The organism is Arthrobacter sp. LFS091 (assembly GCF_047977885.1).
Classification (GTDB): Bacteria; Actinomycetota; Actinomycetes; order Actinomycetales; family Micrococcaceae; genus Arthrobacter.
Window position 1 is genome coordinate 1 of sequence record NZ_JBFPFP010000009.1, and the last position, 19,910, is coordinate 19,910.

Below are 19,910 nucleotides of genomic sequence, written 5' to 3' on the forward strand. Positions count from 1 at the left end.
TTTGTAGGCCAGGACGAGGTCGCGGTCCACGGAGAGGTAGTTCTGGCCTTTGGGGTTGTAGATTTTCGCGGTCGGGAAGAACGCGTCCATCCCGAAGGTCCGGGATTCGTCGGGGACGACGGGCACGAAGCGTGCGCCGAAGTTTTTGTCGCGCATGAGGTCTTTGAGGAGCCTCACGAAGGCCATGGTGGTCGCGGCTTGTTGTTTCCCGGACCCGCGTTTGGCGACGTCGTAGGACTTCGGGTCCGGGAGGGTCACGGGGGTGTGGGTGCGGCGGCGTTCGGGGACGAACCCGCCAAGCTCGGCCCGGCGTTCCATGAGGTATTGGATTTCCGGGGCGTCCATGCCGGGGTGGTAGTACGGGGGCCGGTAGAGGTCCGCGTCGAGTTGTTCGTCGCTGATGGGGATCCGGAGGTGGTCACGGAAGGCTTTGAGGTCTTCCATGGTCAGTTTCTTCATTTGGTGGGTCGCGTTGCGGCCCTCGAAGTGCGGCCCGAGTCCGTAGCCCTTGACGGTTTTGGCCAGGATCACGGTGGGTTTGCCCTTGAACTCGGTCGCTGCCTTATAGGCGGCGTAGACCTTGCGGTAGTCGTGGCCGCCGCGTTTGAGGCCCCAGATCTGTTCGTCGGTCAGGTCCGCGACCATGTCCTTGGTGGCCGGGTTCTTCCCGAAGAAGTGTTCCCGCACGAACCCGCCGGACTCGGCCTTGTAGGTCTGGTAGTCACCATCGGGGGTTTCGTTCATGATTTTCACCAACGCCCCGTCGGTGTCGGCCTCGAGCAGGGAGTCCCACTCCCGGCCCCAGACGACCTTGATCACGTTCCAGCCCGCACCGCGGAAGAACGCTTCGAGTTCCTGCATGATCTTGCCGTTACCGCGCACGGGACCGTCCAGGCGCTGGAGGTTGCAGTTGACCACGAAGTTCAGGTTGTCCAGGTTCTCGTTCGCGGCGAGCTGCAACAAACCACGGGACTCGGGCTCGTCCATTTCCCCGTCACCAAGGAACGCCCAGACCTGCTGGTCCGAGGTGTCCTTGATCCCACGGTTCTGCAGGTACCGGTTGGACTGGGCCTGGTAGATCGCGTTCATCGGGCCGATACCCATCGACACGGTCGGGAACTCCCAGAAATCAGGCATCAGGCGCGGGTGCGGGTACGAGGACAGGGCATGCCCTTCCTTGGACTTCTCCTGACGGAACCCGTCCAGATCCTCTTCGCTGAGGCGGCCTTCCATGAACGCCCGCGCGTACATCCCCGGGGACGCGTGACCCTGGAAGAACACCTGGTCCCCGCCGGAGGGGTGGTCCTTACCGCGGAAGAAGTGGTTGAACCCCACCTCATACAGGGTCGCGGCACCGGCATACGTGGAAATATGCCCGCCCACACCAATATCGGAACGCTGCGCACGATGAACCATCACCGCAGCGTTCCACCGCATATACGCCCGATACCGGCGCTCGAACTCCTCGTTCCCCGGGAACGGCGCTTCCTGGTCCACCGGGATCGTGTTCACATAATCAGTGGTCGTCACCATCGGCACACCCACCGACCGGGCACCAGCACGCTGCAACAACGAACGCATAATGAACTGCGCACGCTCAGTACCCTGCTCGGCGATCAACGCATCAAGGGACTCAATCCACTCAGCAGTCTCTTCCGGATCACGATCAGGCAGCTGGGCAGTCAACCCGCTGAGGATGTGTGAGGTCTCTTCTCCTACAGCCACGTCCAACCTCTCTTCATTGAATGTCTGGGCGCTTGCTCTGTGGGGGCGCTCAAGGAATTTCGTATTGTGAGAATAAAATTCTGCAATTCGAGATTACGTCTGTCGATGGGCAGCGTCAACACGGATCGCCTGTCCGCAACAGTCAACTGGCAATCCTGTCGCCAGGCAACCAAATGTGACCCTGCATACACCGGGAGCACCTTGACCATGAGTGACCTGCGTCATAGAGTGCTTTCACTATTCAATAACTAGTTTCCGCAATGTGGAAGCAGTACGAAGTGGAGATCCACGATGCAGACGACTTCATCAGTCGGCGTCACTGAGACTCCGGACGAACCGCAGGGTGGCCCCAACCATCGTGTGGTTGGCAATACAGAATTGTGTGCAATCGCGTCCGAAGCATCAGGCCGTACCATCAGCCCAAGCCTTTACAACATCGACCTGGCCCCCACCAAGGCCAAAGGCCGAAAGTGGACCAGCTACAGCATCTTCACCCTCTGGGCCAACGACGTCCACAGCCTGGGTAACTATGCTTTCGCCATTGGTCTTTTCTCGCTCGGATTGGGCGGGTGGCAGATCCTGGTGGCCCTGGGGATTGGTGCGGTCCTCCTCTTCGCCCTCCTGAACTTCTCCGGGTTCATGGGCCAGAAGACCGGCGTCCCTTTCCCCGTGATGAGCCGCATCAGTTTTGGCATCCGCGGTGCGCAGATTGCCAGCTTGATCCGCGGCGCCGTTGCCGTGGCGTGGTTCGGAATCCAGACATACCTGGCATCCGTCGTCCTGCGCGTCATGCTCGTTGCCATGGCGCCAGGCCTGAAGGACCTGGACAGCAACTCCATTCTGGGACTTTCCACCTTGGGCTGGTTGTCCTTTGTGGCCCTGTGGATCGTCCAGCTTGTCATCGTCAGTTTCGGCATGGAAATGATCCGTAAGTACGAGGCGTTCGCGGGTCCGGTCATCCTGGTCACCATGGCCGCCATCGCTGTGTGGGTCTTTGTCGAAGCCGGTGGAGCCATCCAGTGGTCCGGGATCAAGGGCCTTGAAGGTGGCGAGATGTGGTTGACCATCTTCGCAGGCGGAGCCCTGTGGGTTTCCATTTACGGAACCTTCGTGCTGAACTTCTGCGACTTCACCCGCTCGTCCACCACCAAGAAGTCGATCGTCAAGGGCAACTTCTGGGGTATCCCCATCAACATGCTGGTCTTCGGCGCCATTGTCGTGGTCATGGCCGGCGGGCAGTACAAGATCAACGGCACGGTCATCGAAAGCCCCTCCGATATTGTCCAGAGCATCCCCAACACGCTCCTGTTGGTGCTGGCATGCCTGGCGCTGCTGATCCTCACCGTGGCCGTGAACCTGATGGCAAACTTCGTGGCGCCGGTGTACGCACTGACCAACCTCTTCCCGCGGCACCTGAACTTCCGTAAGGCAGCCTGGGTCAGTGGCACCATCGGCTTGGTCATCCTGCCCTGGAACCTTTACAACAACCCGATCGTGATCGTGTACTTCCTGGGCGGACTTGGCGCCTTGCTCGGCCCGCTGTTCGGAGTGATCATGGCCGACTACTGGCTGGTACGCCGGGGTAAGGTCAACGTCCCCGAGCTGTACACCGATGATCCCAAGGGTGCCTACTTCTACAAGCGCGGCGTGAATCCAAGGGCCATCATCGCTTTGATCCCGGCCGCCGCCATCGCCGTTGCCATAGCGTTCATCCCGGCGCTGGCACCAGCAGCACCCTTCGCGTGGTTCATCGGAGCAGGCGTCGCCGCCCTCACGTTCTTCGCAGTTGCTGACAAGAAGCAACGTCACGACGACGTGTCCGGTGAGCCGATCGCCGTCGCAAGCACCCACTAGCAACTCAGCACCAAGGCCAGGCCCATCCTCATGGGCAGCCGGACTCCGGTCCAGTTGCCCCGGGGGTGGGCGTCGCCGTTGAAAGGATTTCCATGCGCATCCTTGTCGCAAACGTCAACACCACCCAGTCCATGACGGACTCCATCGCCGCCCAGGCGCGGGCGGCGGCTGCTCCGGGCACCGAAATCATCGGCATCACACCCCGCTTCGGCGCCGATTCCTGCGAAGGAAACTTCGAAAGCTACCTTGCAGCGATCGCCGTCATGGATGCCGTGGTCAACTATCCCGAGCCCTTCGACGCCGTCATCCAGGCCGGCTATGGCGAACACGGCCGCGAAGGCCTGCAGGAACTCCTGGACGTGCCCGTCGTCGACATCACCGAAGCCGCTGCCAGTACGGCGATGTTCCTCGGCCACAAATATTCGGTGGTCACCACCCTTGATCGCGCGGTGCCGCTGATCGAGGACCGCCTCAAGCTGGCCGGCCTGGACGCCCGCTGCGCCTCTGTCCGGGCCAGTGGCATGGCAGTGCTGGAACTCGAGGAGTACCCCGAGCGGGCCGTCGAAGCGATCGTTGGCCAGGCCGAAGAGGCCGTCCGGAATGACAAGGCCGAGGTCATCGTCCTTGGCTGCGGCGGGATGGCGGGGCTGGATGAGCAGATCCGCCAGCGGACCGGGGTTCCCGTGGTGGATGGCGTAGCCTCGGCCGTCACCATCGCCGAGTCACTGGTCCGCCTTGGCCTGTCCACGTCCAAGGTGCGAACCTACGCCACGCCGCGCCCGAAGACTGTCATAGGCTGGCCGATAACCGCAGCCCGGCATTCCACAGACCAGCCCGAAGCCGCACGCTGACGCTGCCCAAAGCATTTTCCGAAAGGCAACAAATGACTGAGTCCAGCCTGCCCGCCCACCCGAGGATCGCCGTCGTCACCGGGGCCGGTTCCGGCATAGGGCGGGCGGTCGCCCGGCTGATGCTCGCGGAGGGTTACCGGGTGGCGCTGGCCGGCCGCCGGGAGGCGCAGCTGCTTGAGACTGCGGGCGATCATCCGCACGCGCTTGCGGTTCCTTGCGACGTAACAGCGCCCGACGACGTCGCCCGCCTTTTCGCGGCGGTTCGCCAGCGCTGGGGCCGGGTTGATGTGCTGTTCAACAACGCCGGTATCTTTGGTCCTGCGGGCGACGTCGGTGAGATCAGCGTGGACGAATGGGAAGCGACCCTGCGGGTCAATGTCACCGGTTCCATGCTGTGCGCGGCTGAAGCGGTACGCACCATGAAGGCCCAGGAACCCCAAGGTGGGCGGATCATCAATAATGGTTCCATTTCGGCCCATTCGCCCAGGCCGCGGTCCGTTGCCTACACGGTCACCAAGCACGCGATGACCGGCCTCACCAAGAGCATTGAGCTCGATGGGAGGGCTTTTGGCATTACGTGCGGGCAGATCGACATCGGCAATACCCGGACCGAGATCATGGACACCATCGGCGTGGGCTCCGGTGCCCTGCAGGCCGATGGAACCCGCAAGGTGGAACCGATGTTCCCGGTGGACGACGCAGCCCGTGCCGTGCTGATGATGGCCAACATGCCGGCGTCGGCCAGTGTTGGATCCCTGGTGGTCACGGCTGCCGGCATGCCGTTCGTGGGCCGCGGCTAGCGAGTTAGGGACGCCCGTCCGCGGCCTTCCAACCGATTGTGACTTCCATAATATGGAAACTCATTTTCCCCTTGCGGAATGATGTGACCCGGCTTACATTGAAAACATCCCCCCAAAACGAGGGGCTGTTCCCAAACTGATTGGTTCAGATCAATGAAGATCCCAGACTCCGCGGCGCTGAAGGCGAGTTCGGCCCCGCAGAAGAAAAAGCGGCTGTATCAGTCGCTCTTTTTTCAAATTCTGATCGCCGTCGTCGCAGGTGTGCTCATCGGTCATTTTTGGCCGAATATCGGGTCCGCCCTCCGGCCACTGGGTGATGGATTCATTCAACTCATCAAAATGATCATTGCCCCGCTGATTTTCCTCGTGATCGTCACGGGGATCTCGGCAGTGGGCGACGTCAAGGCGGTCGGAAGGGTTGGGGTCAAGGCGCTCCTGTACTTCACCGGTGCCACGCTTTTCGCCCTCGTTTTCGGGCTCATCGTAGGAAACATCGTCCAGCCGGGTGCCGGGCTGAACATCGATCCCTCAACGCTTTCCCAGGAGGCGCTCGACGCGAAGACCGGCCACGCAGTCCCCAAGGACGCGGCCGCCTTCATCCTGGACGTCATTCCTTCAAGCGTCATCGGTGCCTTCGCCAGCAACAGCCTGCTGCAGGTCCTGTTCTTCTCCGTCTTCTTCGGCGCTGCAATCGTCGTCATCGGCCGGGAACGTTGCTTGCCGGTCATCAGCCTCATGGAGACTGTCCTGGAGCTGATCTTCAAGATCATGTCCTGGATCATGAGGGTGGCCCCGATCGGTGCCTTTGGTGCCATGGCCTTCATCATCGGCCAGTACGGCGTGGGGACCTTGGGAACGTACGCACTGTTGATCGCATCCTGCTACGGAGCGGCGATCATCTTCATCGGCTTGCTGTTCCTGGTGGCGTGGGGCTTCGCCCGGGTTCCGCTGTGGCAGTTCCTCAAGTACACCCGCGAAGAATTCCTGCTGGCGCTTGGCACGGCATCCACTGAAGCCGTGATGCCGCGCATCATGACCAAGCTGACCAACGCCGGGTGCTCCCGGGCAACCACCGGCCTGGTGGTTCCCACCGGCTACTCTTTCAACCTCGACGGCGCCGCGATCTACCTTTCGATCTCACTGCTGTTCCTGGCCCAGGCTTTCGGTCACAACCTGGACCTCGGCCAGCAGTTGGCTGCCCTTGGCGTGCTGCTCCTGACCTCCAAGGGAATGGCAGGTGTCCCGGGCTCATCCTTCCTCGCACTTTCCGCAACCGCTGCAGCCTTGGGCATCTTCCCGGTCGCCGGTGTGGCACTCCTCCTCGGCGCCGACCGCCTCATGGATTCCATGCGCGTCGTCGTCAACCTCCTCGGCAACTGTGTGGCAACGTTCGTCGTCGCCAAATGGGAGGGCCAATTCGACCGCAGCGTCATGGTCCGCGCGTTCAACGGTGAGATCACCAATGAGGACACCGCAATCATGCTCGGCAAGGAAGATGTCTTTGAGCAACAGGAACTGGAACGCATCAGCAGCGGCCAGAACCCGTCTCCGAAATTCCGTGGCGGCCCCACCTCCGATGAGATCCCGCAATTCGAGATGAGCAAGCCGGGCAAATCACAGGACCCGATCTGCCCCGACTGACGTAATAGGTGATGCCCTCCGGAAAGCTCCGGAGGGCATCCTCCATTTAAAGGGGCAGCAAGCCGGAAAGATCGGCGCGCAAGCCGGAGGCTGTCACTTTGTGTGACGACACCGCATCCGCCCACGAGATCCGGCCCGTCACCAGCGAAAGCCAGGTGTCGGCGTCGCACTCAATGACGTTCGGGGGAGTGCCTCGCGTGTGGCGGGGCCCTTCAACGCACTGGGTCACGCCGAACGGCGGCACCCGGACCTCCACCGAATTGCCGGGCGCGCGGGCGGTGACTTCCTCCAGCGAGTAGCGGACCGCCGTCGCAATCAACGTGCGCGACGGCGGCGTCCCGGCGTCGGCGGTTGTCCCACCGGCGGTTTCGGAACGTTCGACGGCGGTTTGCCAGGTTGCCAGGGCGGCGCGGCCTTCTTCGATGTTGACTCGGCGTCGTGCAACAGCCATGGGTATTTCCTTATCCTGTGCGGGTTTAGTCGAGCAGTGCGGAGACGGCATGGCCCAGGCGGATCCTGCCTACCGCACGTCCGCCGCCGAGCACCGGCTCCACTACGCGTTCCAGGACGTTGGAAACCGCGGGGATGTCCACTGCCCCGCTGACGGCAAGCAGCGTCAGCCCAACCAGGGTGGTGGCACGGAGGTTGCCGTCCAGAACCTTGACCGCCACGGTAGCGCCGGTGGGCGTTGCCAGGACAAGGACGCCCTCGGCGCCGATCTTCGCCAGGACCTCCAGTTCCTCCATGACCACCGTGTTGGACTCGCCCTTGCCCTGGACGGCCCAGGGGTAATCCAGCATGGACGTGGCGATGGTGGCTGCGCGGGCGTTGGAAGAGGAGTCGCCGGGCGACTTGGCCAGCTTGGAGTAGGCGCGCGCAAGACCGGTGAGCGACAGCGCTGCTACCGGCGCGCCGCACCCATCGATGCCCAGATGGGAGATCGTCTCTTCGCTGTATTCCTCTATGACGGAACGAACGCGCTGCTGCAGCGGGTGGTTCGGTTCGAGGTAGCTGCGGAGGTCCCAGCCGTTCTCGGTGCAAGCCCACAGGAAGGCTGCGTGCTTGCCGGAGCAATTGAAAGCGAGCTTGGATTGGCCCCGCTCGGACCGTACCAGCCAGTTACGGGCCGTCTCATCCTGCGGCCACGCCGTGGGGCAGTGCAGGTTTTCCTCGCGGACGCCGGCGGCCTTGAGCATCCCTTCCACCACATCCATGTGTTCCAGGGAGCCGGTGTGGCTACCGCACGCCACGGCCACCTGCGCGCCACGCAGCGGGACGCCGGACTGCATGGAAGCCAACGCCTGGAAAGGTTTGAGGGTGGAGCGGGCGAAAACGGGGGCATCGATGTCACCCAGCCGGGTCACTACGGAACCATCACCGGCCAGGACCACGGCAGCACCAACATGCCGGGACTCGATGAAGCCGCTGCGTTCGATCACTGCCAGTTCCACTGCGGAGTCTACGTTGAAGGTTTCGTGCGAACTCATTGGCATGCAGTAAGTCTATGGGGCGCCGTGGTTACTGGGGTTCTCTCGGGGTCCGGTGCGTGACACAGCTTAGGATGCTCGCCCTTCACAAAGTACCCTTGAAGCCGTGAAGGTACTCGTCATTGGCCCAGGCGGCCGCGAACACGCCATTGTCCGCTCTCTGCTTGAAGACCCGAACGTGTCGGAGGTCCACGCGGCCCCGGGCAACGCGGGCATCAGCAAACTCGTTCCCACCCACGCGATCGACGGGAACAACCCGGAAGCCGTGTCTGCCCTCGCCACCAAGCTGGGCGTGGACCTGGTAGTCGTAGGACCCGAGGCGCCGCTGGCTGCCGGTGTTTCAGACGCTGTACGTGAGGCCGGGATTCCGGTGTTCGGTCCCAGCAAGGAAGCGGCCCAGCTGGAGGCCTCCAAGGCTTTCGCCAAGCAGATCATGGCCGAAGCCAACGTTCCCACGGCCATGGCCCGCGTTGCCACCACCGCAGAAGAAGCCGCGGACGCCCTGGACACTTTCGGTGCGCCGCACGTGGTCAAGGACGACGGACTGGCTGCCGGCAAGGGTGTGGTTGTCACCAACGACCGCGACGAAGCACTGGCACACGCCCAGGCGTGCTTCGATGCCGGTGGAACCGTGGTCATCGAGGAATTCCTTGACGGCCCTGAAGTTTCCCTGTTCGTCCTGTGCGACGGCCGCACCACCGTTCCGTTGTCCCCGGCGCAGGATTTCAAGCGCATCTTCGACAACGACGAAGGCCCCAACACCGGCGGCATGGGTGCATACACCCCGCTTGAGTGGGCGCCCGAGGGCCTGGTCCAGGAAGTCATCGACCGCGTGGCGCAGCCCACCGTGGACGAGATGGCCCGCCGCGGCACGCCCTTCATCGGCGTGTTGTACTGCGGCCTCGCCCTGACCTCCCGTGGCACCCGCGTCATCGAATTCAACGTGCGTTTCGGCGACCCTGAAACCCAGGCGGTCCTGGCCCGCCTCAAGACCCCGCTCGGCGCGCTGCTGCTGGCAGCTGCCAAGGGCGAACTGGACACCGCCGAAGAGCTGCGCTGGTCCAAGGACACGGCAGTCGCCGTCGTGGTTGCTGCCGAAAACTATCCGGACGCGCCCCGCACGGGTGACCGGATCCGTGGCCTGAAGAAGGTTGACGAATTGGACGGCGTCCACGTGGTCCACGCCGGAACCAAGCTGGATGATGAGGGCAAGGTGGTTTCCGCTGGCGGCCGCGTCCTGGCCGTTGTGGCGCTCGGTTCCGATCTGGTGGAAGCCCGCGAAAAAGCGTACGACGGCGTGGAGCTGGTTCAGCTTGAAGGCTCGCAGTTCCGTACGGACATCGGAGGCAAGGCCGCCCGCGGCGAAATCCGGGTTCCCTTCGCGGGTACTGGAACCATCCCGAAAGTGAAGGCCTGACATGACCGATTCCCTTCCCACCGGCGGCCTGGAAACCGAGGCCCTGCAGCTTCCTGGTTGGACGCACGTCTACTCCGGCAAGGTCCGTGACCTCTACGTCCCGGCCGACGAGTCCATCACCGAAAAAGTGGGCCAGGAATGCGTCCTGGTGGTCGCCAGCGACCGCATCAGTGCTTACGACCACGTGCTGAGCAGCGAGATCCCGGACAAGGGCCGTGTTCTGACCCAGCTGAGCCTGTGGTGGTTCGACCAGCTGGACGTCGAGCACCACGTCCTCGCTTCCACCGTTGAGGGCGGCGTCCCGGCCGAGGTTGAAGGCCGTGCCATGATCTGCAAGAAGCTGGACATGTTCCCCGTGGAGTGCATCGCCCGCGGGTACCTGACAGGTTCAGGCCTGGCCGAGTACAAGGCATCCGGCACGGTGTGTGACATCCCGCTGCCCGAAGGCCTGGTTGACGGCTCGCGCTTGGAGAAGGCGCTGTTCACGCCCTCGGCCAAGGCCGAGGTTGGCGAGCACGACGAAAACATCACCTACGACGACGTCGTGGCCATGGTGGGTGACGACATCGCCGCCCGCCTGAGCGAGCTCACGTTGAAGATCTACACCCGCGCCGAGGAGATCGCACGCGAACGCGGCATCATCCTTGCCGATACCAAGGTGGAGTTCGGGATCGACGCTGCCACCGGCGTGATCACGTTGGGTGACGAGGTCCTCACCCCGGACTCTTCACGTTTCTGGGATGCATCCACGTACGCGCCGGGCCAGTCCCAGCCGTCGTATGACAAGCAGTACGTCCGAGACTGGTTGACCTCGGCGGAGTCGGGCTGGGACAAGTCCTCGGACACCCCGCCGCCGGCGTTGCCCGCCGACGTTGTTGAGCGCACCCGCGCCCGCTACGTCGAGGCCTACGAAAAGCTCACGGGCCGCACCTTCGCGTAGCCCACCCAACTGGGGGACAGCACCTGCTCTACTGAATATGCAGTAGAGCGTGTGTTGTCCCCTGGTTTTTTGGTTTATCAGGCCTGAGAATGTTCCGGGTGTGTTGCAGCGGCGCGGCGCTCGGCGAGCCGGATCTCCAGCACCGCGTCCATGGCCTGCTGAACCCGATCCGAGGCTCCGGCGGCACTGAAGTCGTGCTGGGCCTCTTCCAGGTAATGCAGTGCCTCGGTGGTTTCGCCTGCGGCTTTCAGGGACTTGCCCAGCAGCAGCGAAACCTCGCCTGCAGTGTGCCGGGCCAGGACTTTGCGGTCGGCGTAAATTTCGCGCAGTTTCTCCACCGCAGCGAGGATGTCGCCGGTCAGGTAGAGCCAGCGGGCCCTGATGAAAGCCACTTCGAGCTGGTCTGTCTTGTTGCCGCCCACGATGGACAGGGCCAGCTCCGCACGCTCGATGGCGGACAGTGTTTCCGGCTCCACAATCCCGGAGGACAACCGCACCGCGGCCGAAGCCTTATTGAACCGGGCCCACAGCTCGATGTCGTTGGCGGGGGAGAGGAGCTTGGCTGCACGCTCGTGGTGCTTGATGCCTTCCACATAGTCGTGGCGCATGAACGCTACGTTGCCCACAACCCACGCGACCTCGCCGGCAAGCTGCGACATGGAGTGCTCGTCCATGTGCTCAATCATGGCCAGGCAGTACGTCCATGCCTCGTCCAGCTTGCCGCTCTCTGCGAGGGCACCGATCAGCGCGCGGTGCGCACCAATGATGAGAGTTGAGCCCTTGGGCAGCTGCTCACACAGCTTGACCGCTTGCTTGGCATGCTCGACGGCGGTGGCCAGCTGACCTTGTCCGTGGCACACAGCGGCAAGCATCTGCCATGCGCGCACTCCCAGGCCTGCCGACTCCGTGGCCATGGGGTGTTCCAGGAGGTGCTCAACAATCTGCTGGCATTCCTTGAGGTGGCCTTGCTTCATCACGCACTCGGCCTGCATGTAGGTCATGTTCCACCAGGCGCTGTTGTTCTTGGCTTCAAGGGCGATCTGCGCTGCGGTGGCGGCGTGGCTGGCTGCGAGTTGGTAGTCGCGGAGGTCCCATGCCTGCCGGGCGTAGAGACCGGCCAGGACATATTCCGCGTCGCTCACGGAGACGGGCTGGCTCCACGCTTCCAGGGCTTTGGGAGCAAGTTCCAGCCGCCGGGCAAGCTCTTCGATGACCTCGGCAGTGGGTTCCCGGCGTCCAGTCTCCAACAGCGAAATGTAGCTGGGCGAATACAGGTTCTTGCCGAGCTCGGCCTGCGTTAACCCACGTTCGAGCCGTTCGGCACGTAGCTTCTCGCCGAATCCGTTTCCCACGGGGTTCCTCCTACAGGTGTCTTTTGACCAAAACCTTGACAGTCTCTGTGGAAAACATTTTACAATGTATGTCAACAGGGACCACGCAATTTCCGTAACGAATCCGACTCGCATTGGGGAAATACCATGTTCAAGAAAATCATCGCTTCAGCGGCTTTGGCAGGCGCGCTGTCGCTGGCAGTCGCGGCTCCCGCAGTCGTCTCCGCTGCTTCGGCAGGAGACTCCAGCACGGTAAGTGCTATCGGCAACTGGCCCGATCCCATGCGCGTGGCGGCGCCAACTAAGTCAGCGGATACCACGTACACGCCGATGTCCATTGGCAACTGGCCGGATCCAATGTAAATCCAGTGTAGTGAAGAAACCCCCGGGGCGTGACGAGCGAGGCCCCGGGGGTTTCTTCTTGCCCTCGTTTGGGCAAACAAAAATGGCGCCGATTTCTCGACGCCATTTTCGTGTTTGGTCGGGATGACAGGATTTGAACCTGCGACCTCTTCGTCCCGAACGAAGCGCGCTACCAAGCTGCGCTACATCCCGATCCGCTGCGAAAGCAACTGTTCAAGGATAGCTGAATAGCCCCGTGATGCGAAATCGAGGACCGGGTGTCGCTCCTCACAGCATCCAAGCAAGGAGGGCTACACCAGCGAGTCCCGCCAAGCCCCGTGCAGTTGGGCGAACCGGCCACCGCCGCTGATCAGTTCGGCGGGTGTTCCGTCTTCCACAATTCGCCCGTCGTGCACCACCAGGACCCGGTCGGCTGTTTCCACGGTGGAGAGTCGGTGGGCGATGATGATGGCTGTACGGGCTCCTCTGCCACCGGCCACTCCCTCCAACAAGTTGGACAGCCCTTGCTGGACCATGCGTTCCGAGGGGATGTCCAAGGAAGACGTTGCCTCGTCCAGGATCAGCACGGCTGGTGCCGCCAGGAAAGCGCGGGCAAAGCCAATGAGTTGGCGCTGGCCTGACGACACACGTCCACCACGCTTGTTGACGTCAGTGTCGTAGCCTTCGGGGAGGCTCATGATGAACTCGTGCGCCCCCACCGCTGCGGCGGCGGCTTCGATTTCAGCACGGGATGCTTCGGGCCGACCCAAAGCGATGTTGTCGGCCACCGATCCGCTGAACAGGAAAGCCTCCTGGGTGACCATCACCACGGCACGGCGGAGATCGGTGGTGGCAAGGTCCCGCAAATCGACACCATCCAGGGTGATCGCTCCCGACGTGACGTCGTAGAAGCGCGCCACGAGCTTGGCCAAAGTGGACTTTCCGGCACCGGTCTGCCCCACCAGGGCCACGGTCTGTCCGGCGGGGATATGCAGGTCCAGGCGCGGGACAACAATGCTGCCGTCGTTATAGCCGAACTCCACCTCGTTGAAATCGATCTCGCCGCGGGGGCTCTTCAACGGCACGGGGTTCTTTGGCGGCCGCACGGTTGGAACTTCCTCCAACAGGCCGGACACCTTCTCCAGGGCCGCCTGGGCACTCTGGAACGAGTTGTAGAACATGGCCATCTGGTCCACCGGCTGGAAGAAGCGCTTCGTAGACAGGATGAGTGCCAGCAGCACGCCAACGGCCAGGTCGCCGTCCAGAACCCTGAAGCCGCCAAACAGCAGCACAACGGCCACGCAGACGTTGCCGATCAACACCAGGCCGGGCTGGAAAATGCCGTTGAGGTTGATGGACCGGACAGTGTTCTTGCGGTAATCCTCAGCCAGCTGGCCGTACTGGGCGGCGTTCTCGCGCTCCTTGCGGAAGGCCTTTACGGCACGGATGCCGGTCATCGTTTCCACGAAATGCACGATCAGCCGTGCTGAAACCACCCGTGATTCGCGGAAAGCTATCTGTGAGTGCTTCTGGTACCAGCGGGCCAGGAAGAACATGGGGACGCCGGCTGCAAGCATGATCAGGCCACTGCGCCAGTCCAACGCAAAGACGGTGACGGCTGTGAAGACCATGAACAGCATGCCGGAGGCGAGAGAGCTGACACCGGAATCCAACAGTTCCCGCAGCGCCTCCAGGTCGGAGGTCTGCCGGGCGATGATGCGGCCTGAAGTGTATTTCTCGTGGAATTCCAAGCTCAACCGCTGGGTATGCCGGAACACTCGAAGTCGAAGATCGAGGAGCATCGCTTGGCTCAGCCTGGCCGTGGACGTGACATACAGTGCCGTCATTCCAGCCGTCGCAATCGCCGCTGCCAAATACAGCGAACCGGCCAGAACCAACGGTCCGTTATCGCCGGATTGCAATGCCGGCAGCGCATGGTCGATCCCGAAAGCGATCAGCGCAGGCCCGGCCACGCGGGTGAGCTGCGAGACCACCACCATCACGATCGTCATCCAGAAACGCAACCGTACCGGGCGGATCAGCGAGGCAAGCAAGGCGAGGGACCGGCGTCGTACGGCTTTGCTGTCCGCTTTGGTGAGGTGCGTGTTGTCCTCGTTGGCGGTTCCAAATGTTGTGGCGCTCACCGGCGGGCCTCCTCAGCTTCTTCGAGCTCGTCCAGTTCGGTGTCCAGGTCCTTGGGACCGGCATCCAGGCTGGCGATGACGTAACGGTAGTGGTCGTTTTCGGCCAGCAGTTCCGTATGGGTCCCGACGGCGGTAATGGTTCCGTTTTCGAGCAACGCGACCCGGTCAGCCAGGGCCACGGTGGAAGGCCGGTGCGCGACGATCAACGTCGTAGTGTCGCGGAGGACCTCGCGCAAGCGGGCTTCCACGCGTTCCTCGGTATTCACGTCGAGCGCGGAAAGGGGGTCATCCAGGACCAACACTTTGGGTTTTGCGGCGATGGCCCGCGCCAAGGCGATGCGCTGGCGCTGGCCGCCTGACAGGCTGAGCCCTTCCTCGCCGATCAGCGTGTCCACACCGTCCGGCAACGAGTACGCGAACTGTGCCTGGGCAACGTCCAAGGCTTCATCCAGCGCTGCATCACTGGGATCCGGAGCGCCAAGCAGCACGTTGTCCCGCACGGAGCTGGAAAACAACGTGGTGTCCTCGAAAGCCACTGCCACGATCCTGCGGAGCTCGTCAATGTCGTAGTCCCGTACATCCACGCCGTCGATGGTCACGGCGCCCTCGGTCACGTCGTACAAGCGCGGGACCAGCTGGAGCAGTGCACTCTTTCCGCTGCCTGTGATCCCCACCAGGGCCATGGTCTCACCCGGGCGGATATCAAGGGTGACATCGTGCAGCAGGCTGCCACCGTCGTCGAACCCGAAACCCGCATGCTCAAACCGGAGGGCGCCCTTGACGGCTTCCGGCACCACGGCTTTGTTCGGGGAGGTGATGGTGTTTTCGGTATCCATGACCTCGAAATGGCGATCCAGCGCAGTCTTGGCCGTCAGTGCCATGGCCAGCAGCATCCCGGAGAATTCCACCGGCGTTGCCACCACAGCGGCGGTTGCGAAGAACGCCACCAGTGAGCCAATGCTCAGCTGCCCGCTGGCCGCCAGCATGATGCCGACCACCAGTCCGACGCCCAGGGCAAGCTCCGGCAGCAACGTAACCACCAGGGTGAACCCCGCTTGCTGCTTGGCCTTAGCGATCTCGGTCTGGCGCAGTTCCTCGGCTTGGCCGTTGAAGTTCTCCAGCGCTTCCCGGCTGCGGCCGAACGCTTTAAGCACGCGGATGCCGTGGACGGATTCTTCAACTGTGGTGGCGAGGTCGCCTGCCTGGTCCTGGCTGAGGCGTGCCACCAAGCTGAAGCGGCGGCGGAAGCGGAAGGAATTGATCATGATCGGCACAGCAGCGGCGAGGAAGATCAGTGCGAGCTGCCAGCTCATTGAGAACATGACGCCGACGCCAATAATCACGGTCAACGTCGTGACAACCAGCATGATCGCGCCGAACGCCATCCAGCGGCGAAGGAAGCTGAGATCCGTCATGGCCCGCGAAAGGAGCTGGCCCGAACCCCAGCGATCGTGGAATGCAACTGTGAGCTCCTGGAGGTGCCCGTACAGTGTCACGCGCATCCTGGTCTCAACAGTGGTGGCCGGGTTGATGACGAACTGGCGGCGCAGCGCCACCAGCCCGGCTTCGGCAATACCCAAGCCAAGGATCACGACGGCGGCAATCCAGACTGCGTCCGTGGAACCGCCCGGCTGCAGGGAGTTGTTGACGAGTACCCGCAGCACTTGCGGGATGGTCAAGGCGACAATGCTCGCGAGCAGGGCGCAGATGAGGCCCATAAGTAGTCGGGGGATGATGGGCCGCACATGGGGGTACAGGCGGCCGACGGAGGTGAAAAATGAGGTTTGCTTGGACATGCCCGCTTCTCAACAGCTGGATCTTCAGATGGTGCGGAGGTAGTTTCCCGTAGCAACTACCCTATGCCATGCCGTGATTCGTTTCACAGAAGCGCGGAGGTCCGGTGAAATGTTTGACCCAGTTATTGAGGATCGTAATGGTGGCCCGGGGTTTAGCTGCGCGCCGTGAGGGTCAGCAGGACAGCTTCCGGGCGGCACGCGATGCGGACCGGTGAGAAGCGCGAGGTGCCGATGCCGCCGGAGACGTTCACCGGCGTCGTGAATCCGTTGCTTTCCCAGTCGTGGAGGCCCTTGGCGCGCCAGGTTGGCAGGTCGCAATTGGAGACCAAAGCGCCGTAGCCGGGGATGCAGATCTGTCCGCCGTGGGTGTGGCCGGCGATGATGAGGTCTGCTTGGGCCTGGGTGAAGTGGTCGAGTACACGCTGATACGGTGCATGGACGACGGCGACCTTCAGGTGCGGGCGGGCGTCCTGGTTAACCGTGCCGCGCGGCCAGCCCGCGTAGCGTTCGCGCTTCAGATGGGGGTCATCGACCCCGGAAAAATCGAAACGCAGGCCATTCAACACAACAGACTGGGCACGGTTGGTGAGATCGATCCAGCCACTCATGCCAAACGCGGACCTGAGCTTGGGCCAATCCAGCTTTTTCGGCTCATTCTTCGGCTTGGAAGGACCGCGGAAGTAGCCCGCAGGGTTCTTGATCCTCGGCGCATAGTAGTCATTGGATCCTGGGACGAAGACGCCCGGGAACTCCAACAAGGGCCTCAGTGCCTGGACCAGGGGATCGATCGCTTTTGCGTGGCTCAAGTTGTCGCCCGAGTTCACAACCAGGTCAGGCTTGAGCTCGGCGAGGGACTTCAGCCATTCGGCCTTTTTCTCTTGGCCGGGCACGAAGTGGATGTCGCTCAAGTGCAGGACTTTGAGCGGACCGAAGCCCTCCGGGAGGATGGGAAGGGTCTCGTGGCGAACCTCGAATTGGTCCTTCTCCCACCAGCCGTAAGCCGCTGCAGCCGCGCCTGCCGCTGCGCCGATTGCTGTGGTGACGGCGAAACCGCGCCCGACACTGCGGACGCGGTTTGCCAGTGAATCTCCGAACGACACCTGGTTAGTCCTTGCCCGGACCGTTGCCGTTGCCGTTGTTCCCGTTATCTGTAGCGGGAGGCGCGTTCTGCGTGGTGGGTGCCGGCGTAGTTGTGCGCTGGGGCGCTGCACCACCCAGAAGGTTGGAAGGCGGTGCTTGGAACGGGTTGGTTCCGTAGGCCGGAGCCACGGACAGCATGTAGTTGGTGAACTGCGGACCAGCGATCATGTAACCGTCGATGGATGGGTAGAACTTGCCGTTGACGGTGATGTTCCGGCCCGGACGAAGCTGGTTGTCCAGCGGATCGCCGAACCAGGAAGCAGTTGCAAGGCCGGTGGTGTAACCGACAACCCAGGTGGAGCCGTTGGAGTCGTTGGTACCGGTCTTTGCGGCAACGGGGAAGTTGTTGCGCGTTGAAAGCGCGGGCCGGATCAGCGAACCAGAACCAGCGTTGAGCACTTCCTGCATCGCGTAAGCCACACCGCGGGCAACCTCGGGCTTGATGGCGTCCTTGCAGTTCGATGATTGGGCCGGCAGATCAGCACCCGATTGGTCCTTCACTGACGTGATGGCAATCGGCTCGCAGTACTTGCCGTCAGCAGCGAACGTAGCGAACGCAGCGGCCATGGTCAGCGGAGCCGTCTGAGTAGAACCAATCAGGTTGGCCAGCGTGGTCATGGTGACCTTGGGGTTCGGGTCCGTGATCTTGCCGTTTTCATCGCGGGCCGGAAGTCCTCCGTGGATGCCGGTAGCGTCAACGATGCCTTGGATACCGCAGAGGTCCACCTGTGATGCCGACGCGAAAGTGGCCGTGTTGATGGAGTTCATGAGGCCGTACAGGACGGTCATGTTCTTGTAGTAGCCATCGTCGGAGTTCTGCAGGTCGAAGCTGCCGGGAACGCTCTTGTCGTAGAAACCATTGACCGGCGTTGGACAAGTGTTCCGCCAAGGGAAATTCTGTGGGTAGGTCCGACGGGACGCGTTGATGGTGGTGTTCATCGACTTGCCCTCGTTCAGCCATTCAGCGAACGTGAAGGGCTTCATCGTGGAACCAGGCTGGAAGCCGCCGATGCCGTTGAGGTCGTTGCCATTGGCGTCCAAAACATCAACGTTGAAATTCTGGGTCTGATCAAACTTGCCCTCTTGGGGCAGCCACACGGTGTTTTGGGCCATGCTGACAATCTGGCCGGTGCCCGGCTGGACGGAGGTGATGGAGGCGCCCCACTTGTCCGGGTTCGCGCCTGCCGTAGCGTCAACCTGCTGCTGGGCCACTGCCTGTGCGGTGGGATCCAGGGTTGTCTTGATGGTGAGGCCACCGCGCTGGACGCGCTTGATGCGCTCTTCCTGAGTGTCACCGTAGGCCGGGTTGTTGAAGAGCAGGTGCAGCACGTAGTCGCAGAAGTACGGGGCCATGGTGGCGTAAGCGCAACCCTGGCGGGCCGGGGTGACCTTGGTGGTCACCGGCGTAGCCACAGCGGCGTCGTATTCGGCCTTGGTGATCTTGTTCTGGTTGACCATCGCGGCAAGAACCAGGTCACGGCGGACCTTGGCGTTGTCCGGGTTGGTGATCGGGTCAAAAGCGGATGGGCTGTTGACCAAGCCCGCCAGCAGTGCAGCCTGGGGGAGGGTAAGGTCCTTGGCCGAGGTGCTGAAGAAGAATTTTGCCGCAGCTTCGATGCCGTACGCGTCGCGGTTGAAGAACACGATGTTGAGGTAGCCCTCAAGGATCTGTTCCTTGGAGAACTTCTTCTCCAGTGCGATGGCCAGCTTCATTTCGCGAAGCTTGTCGCCCACGCCCTTGTTAACACCGTTGAGCTTGACGTCGGAGTCGTTGCCCGAGGCCACCAGTGACTCGTTGATGACGTTGTTCACATACTGCTGCGTGATGGTGGACGCACCCTGCTTGTTGCCGCGCGCGGTGCTGACGATGGCTCGCAGGATACCGGTGGTGTCGATGCCGCCGTGCTCGTAAAAGCGGCTGTCCTCGATAGCGATGACAGCGTTTTTGATATACGGGCTCATCTGGTCCAGCGGAACCTTGGTCCGGTTCTCTGCGTAGATCGAGGCGATCGGCGAACCGTCCTTCGCCAGGATCGTCGTATTCTGGCTGGGCGGATCCACCTGGAGTTCCGCCGGCAGAGTGTCAAAGAACTGGATTGAACCGCTTGCGGCACTGCCTGAGACGGCCGCGGCGGGGACCAAAAGGCCCGCTACCAGGACGCCACAGATCGCACTCACGCCAAGGAAACCTAGAATCTTTCCGAGGGTGGTGGCAGTGTCGAATAGTGGGTTCTTGCGAGTCACCATGTTTTCCACTTTACCGGCAAGGGCTAGGCTTTCTGTCATGACCAAATGGGAGTACGCCACGATTCCGCTCATTATCCACGCCACGAAGCAGATCCTGGACCAGTGGGGCGAGGACGGCTGGGAGCTTGTTCAGGTCGTCGGTGGACCCGATGGCAAAGGCCTTGTTGCATACCTGAAGAGGGAGAAGCAGTAACT

General features: G+C 62.4%; 16 protein-coding genes and 1 tRNA gene. 8 read left to right on the top strand and 9 right to left on the bottom strand.

Annotated features, from left to right (window positions below; all coding sequences use genetic code 11):
- A partial coding sequence (aceE, locus tag ACNQOP_RS17085; RefSeq protein WP_416405237.1) for a pyruvate dehydrogenase (acetyl-transferring), homodimeric type occupies window positions 1-1,725 on the bottom strand: 1,725 nt, incomplete at its 3' end.
- Window positions 1,726-2,016: 291 nt separating this feature from the next.
- Between aceE and ACNQOP_RS17090 the strand changes: the two genes are divergently transcribed.
- From ACNQOP_RS17090 to ACNQOP_RS17105, 4 genes are all read left to right on the top strand, one after another.
- On the top strand, window positions 2,017-3,579 hold the full coding sequence (locus ACNQOP_RS17090; protein ID WP_416405238.1) for an NCS1 family nucleobase:cation symporter-1: 1,563 nt from the start codon (window positions 2,017-2,019) through the stop codon (window positions 3,577-3,579).
- A gap of 92 nt (window positions 3,580-3,671) precedes the next feature.
- Window positions 3,672-4,430 carry an aspartate/glutamate racemase family protein gene (locus ACNQOP_RS17095; RefSeq protein ID WP_416405239.1) on the top strand — a complete coding sequence of 253 codons (759 nt, stop codon included), beginning with the start codon at window positions 3,672-3,674 and terminating at the stop codon, window positions 4,428-4,430.
- 32 nt (window positions 4,431-4,462) lie between these two features.
- Window positions 4,463-5,230, top strand: a complete 768-nt coding sequence (locus ACNQOP_RS17100) for an SDR family oxidoreductase (RefSeq protein ID WP_416405240.1) — start codon at window positions 4,463-4,465, stop codon at window positions 5,228-5,230.
- 153 nt (window positions 5,231-5,383) lie between these two features.
- Window positions 5,384-6,871: a cation:dicarboxylate symporter family transporter gene (locus ACNQOP_RS17105; protein WP_257370953.1), complete on the top strand. Its 1,488-nt coding sequence runs from the start codon at window positions 5,384-5,386 to the stop codon at window positions 6,869-6,871.
- A 46-nt stretch (window positions 6,872-6,917) separates the two neighbouring features.
- On the opposite strand, the gene ACNQOP_RS17110 is transcribed toward ACNQOP_RS17105, so the two are convergent.
- Together ACNQOP_RS17110 and ACNQOP_RS17115 are read right to left on the bottom strand one after the other, a co-directional pair.
- Entirely contained in the window at window positions 6,918-7,322 is a 405-nt protein-coding gene (locus ACNQOP_RS17110) for a sterol carrier family protein (RefSeq protein ID WP_416405241.1), read from the bottom strand.
- A gap of 25 nt (window positions 7,323-7,347) precedes the next feature.
- Window positions 7,348-8,364 (bottom strand): asparaginase, encoded by a 1,017-nt coding sequence (locus ACNQOP_RS17115; RefSeq protein ID WP_235517436.1) that lies wholly within the window; start codon window positions 8,362-8,364, stop codon window positions 7,348-7,350.
- A 100-nt stretch (window positions 8,365-8,464) separates the two neighbouring features.
- Here ACNQOP_RS17115 and purD point away from each other — a divergent pair, with 100 nt between their 5' ends.
- Both purD and ACNQOP_RS17125 read left to right on the top strand, forming a co-directional pair.
- Window positions 8,465-9,775, top strand: coding sequence for a phosphoribosylamine--glycine ligase (gene purD / locus ACNQOP_RS17120; protein ID WP_257370951.1), 1,311 nt, complete (start codon window positions 8,465-8,467; stop codon window positions 9,773-9,775).
- 1 nt (window position 9,776) lies between these two features.
- Window positions 9,777-10,715 (top strand): phosphoribosylaminoimidazolesuccinocarboxamide synthase, encoded by a 939-nt coding sequence (locus ACNQOP_RS17125; RefSeq protein ID WP_257370950.1) that lies wholly within the window; start codon window positions 9,777-9,779, stop codon window positions 10,713-10,715.
- A gap of 77 nt (window positions 10,716-10,792) precedes the next feature.
- On the opposite strand, the gene ACNQOP_RS17130 is transcribed toward ACNQOP_RS17125, so the two are convergent.
- Window positions 10,793-12,067, bottom strand: coding sequence for a helix-turn-helix domain-containing protein (locus tag ACNQOP_RS17130; protein ID WP_257370949.1), 1,275 nt, complete (start codon window positions 12,065-12,067; stop codon window positions 10,793-10,795).
- Between the two features lie 126 nt (window positions 12,068-12,193).
- Here ACNQOP_RS17130 and ACNQOP_RS17135 point away from each other — a divergent pair, with 126 nt between their 5' ends.
- Complete coding sequence (locus ACNQOP_RS17135; protein WP_211710492.1) at window positions 12,194-12,409, top strand: hypothetical protein; 216 nt, start codon at window positions 12,194-12,196, stop codon at window positions 12,407-12,409.
- Between the two features lie 115 nt (window positions 12,410-12,524).
- Here ACNQOP_RS17135 and ACNQOP_RS17140 read toward each other — a convergent pair.
- From ACNQOP_RS17140 to ACNQOP_RS17160, 5 genes are all read right to left on the bottom strand, one after another.
- Window positions 12,525-12,601 (bottom strand) — tRNA-Pro (locus ACNQOP_RS17140).
- 98 nt (window positions 12,602-12,699) lie between these two features.
- Window positions 12,700-14,532 carry an ABC transporter ATP-binding protein gene (locus tag ACNQOP_RS17145; protein ID WP_416405242.1) on the bottom strand — a complete coding sequence of 611 codons (1,833 nt, stop codon included), beginning with the start codon at window positions 14,530-14,532 and terminating at the stop codon, window positions 12,700-12,702.
- Window positions 14,529-16,328 (bottom strand): ABC transporter ATP-binding protein, encoded by a 1,800-nt coding sequence (locus tag ACNQOP_RS17150; RefSeq protein ID WP_416405243.1) that lies wholly within the window; start codon window positions 16,326-16,328, stop codon window positions 14,529-14,531. Before ACNQOP_RS17150 ends, ACNQOP_RS17145 begins: the two co-directional genes overlap by 4 nt.
- Before the next feature lie 152 nt (window positions 16,329-16,480).
- Window positions 16,481-17,428, bottom strand: a complete 948-nt coding sequence (locus ACNQOP_RS17155; RefSeq protein ID WP_416405244.1) for a metallophosphoesterase — start codon at window positions 17,426-17,428, stop codon at window positions 16,481-16,483.
- 4 nt (window positions 17,429-17,432) lie between these two features.
- Complete coding sequence (locus ACNQOP_RS17160; protein WP_257370945.1) at window positions 17,433-19,754, bottom strand: transglycosylase domain-containing protein; 2,322 nt, start codon at window positions 19,752-19,754, stop codon at window positions 17,433-17,435.
- Here ACNQOP_RS17160 and ACNQOP_RS17165 point away from each other — a divergent pair.
- Entirely contained in the window at window positions 19,753-19,908 is a 156-nt protein-coding gene (locus tag ACNQOP_RS17165; protein WP_011775990.1) for a DUF4177 domain-containing protein, read from the top strand. The genes ACNQOP_RS17160 and ACNQOP_RS17165 overlap by 2 nt on opposite strands.
- Window positions 19,909-19,910: the final 2 nt, after the last annotated feature.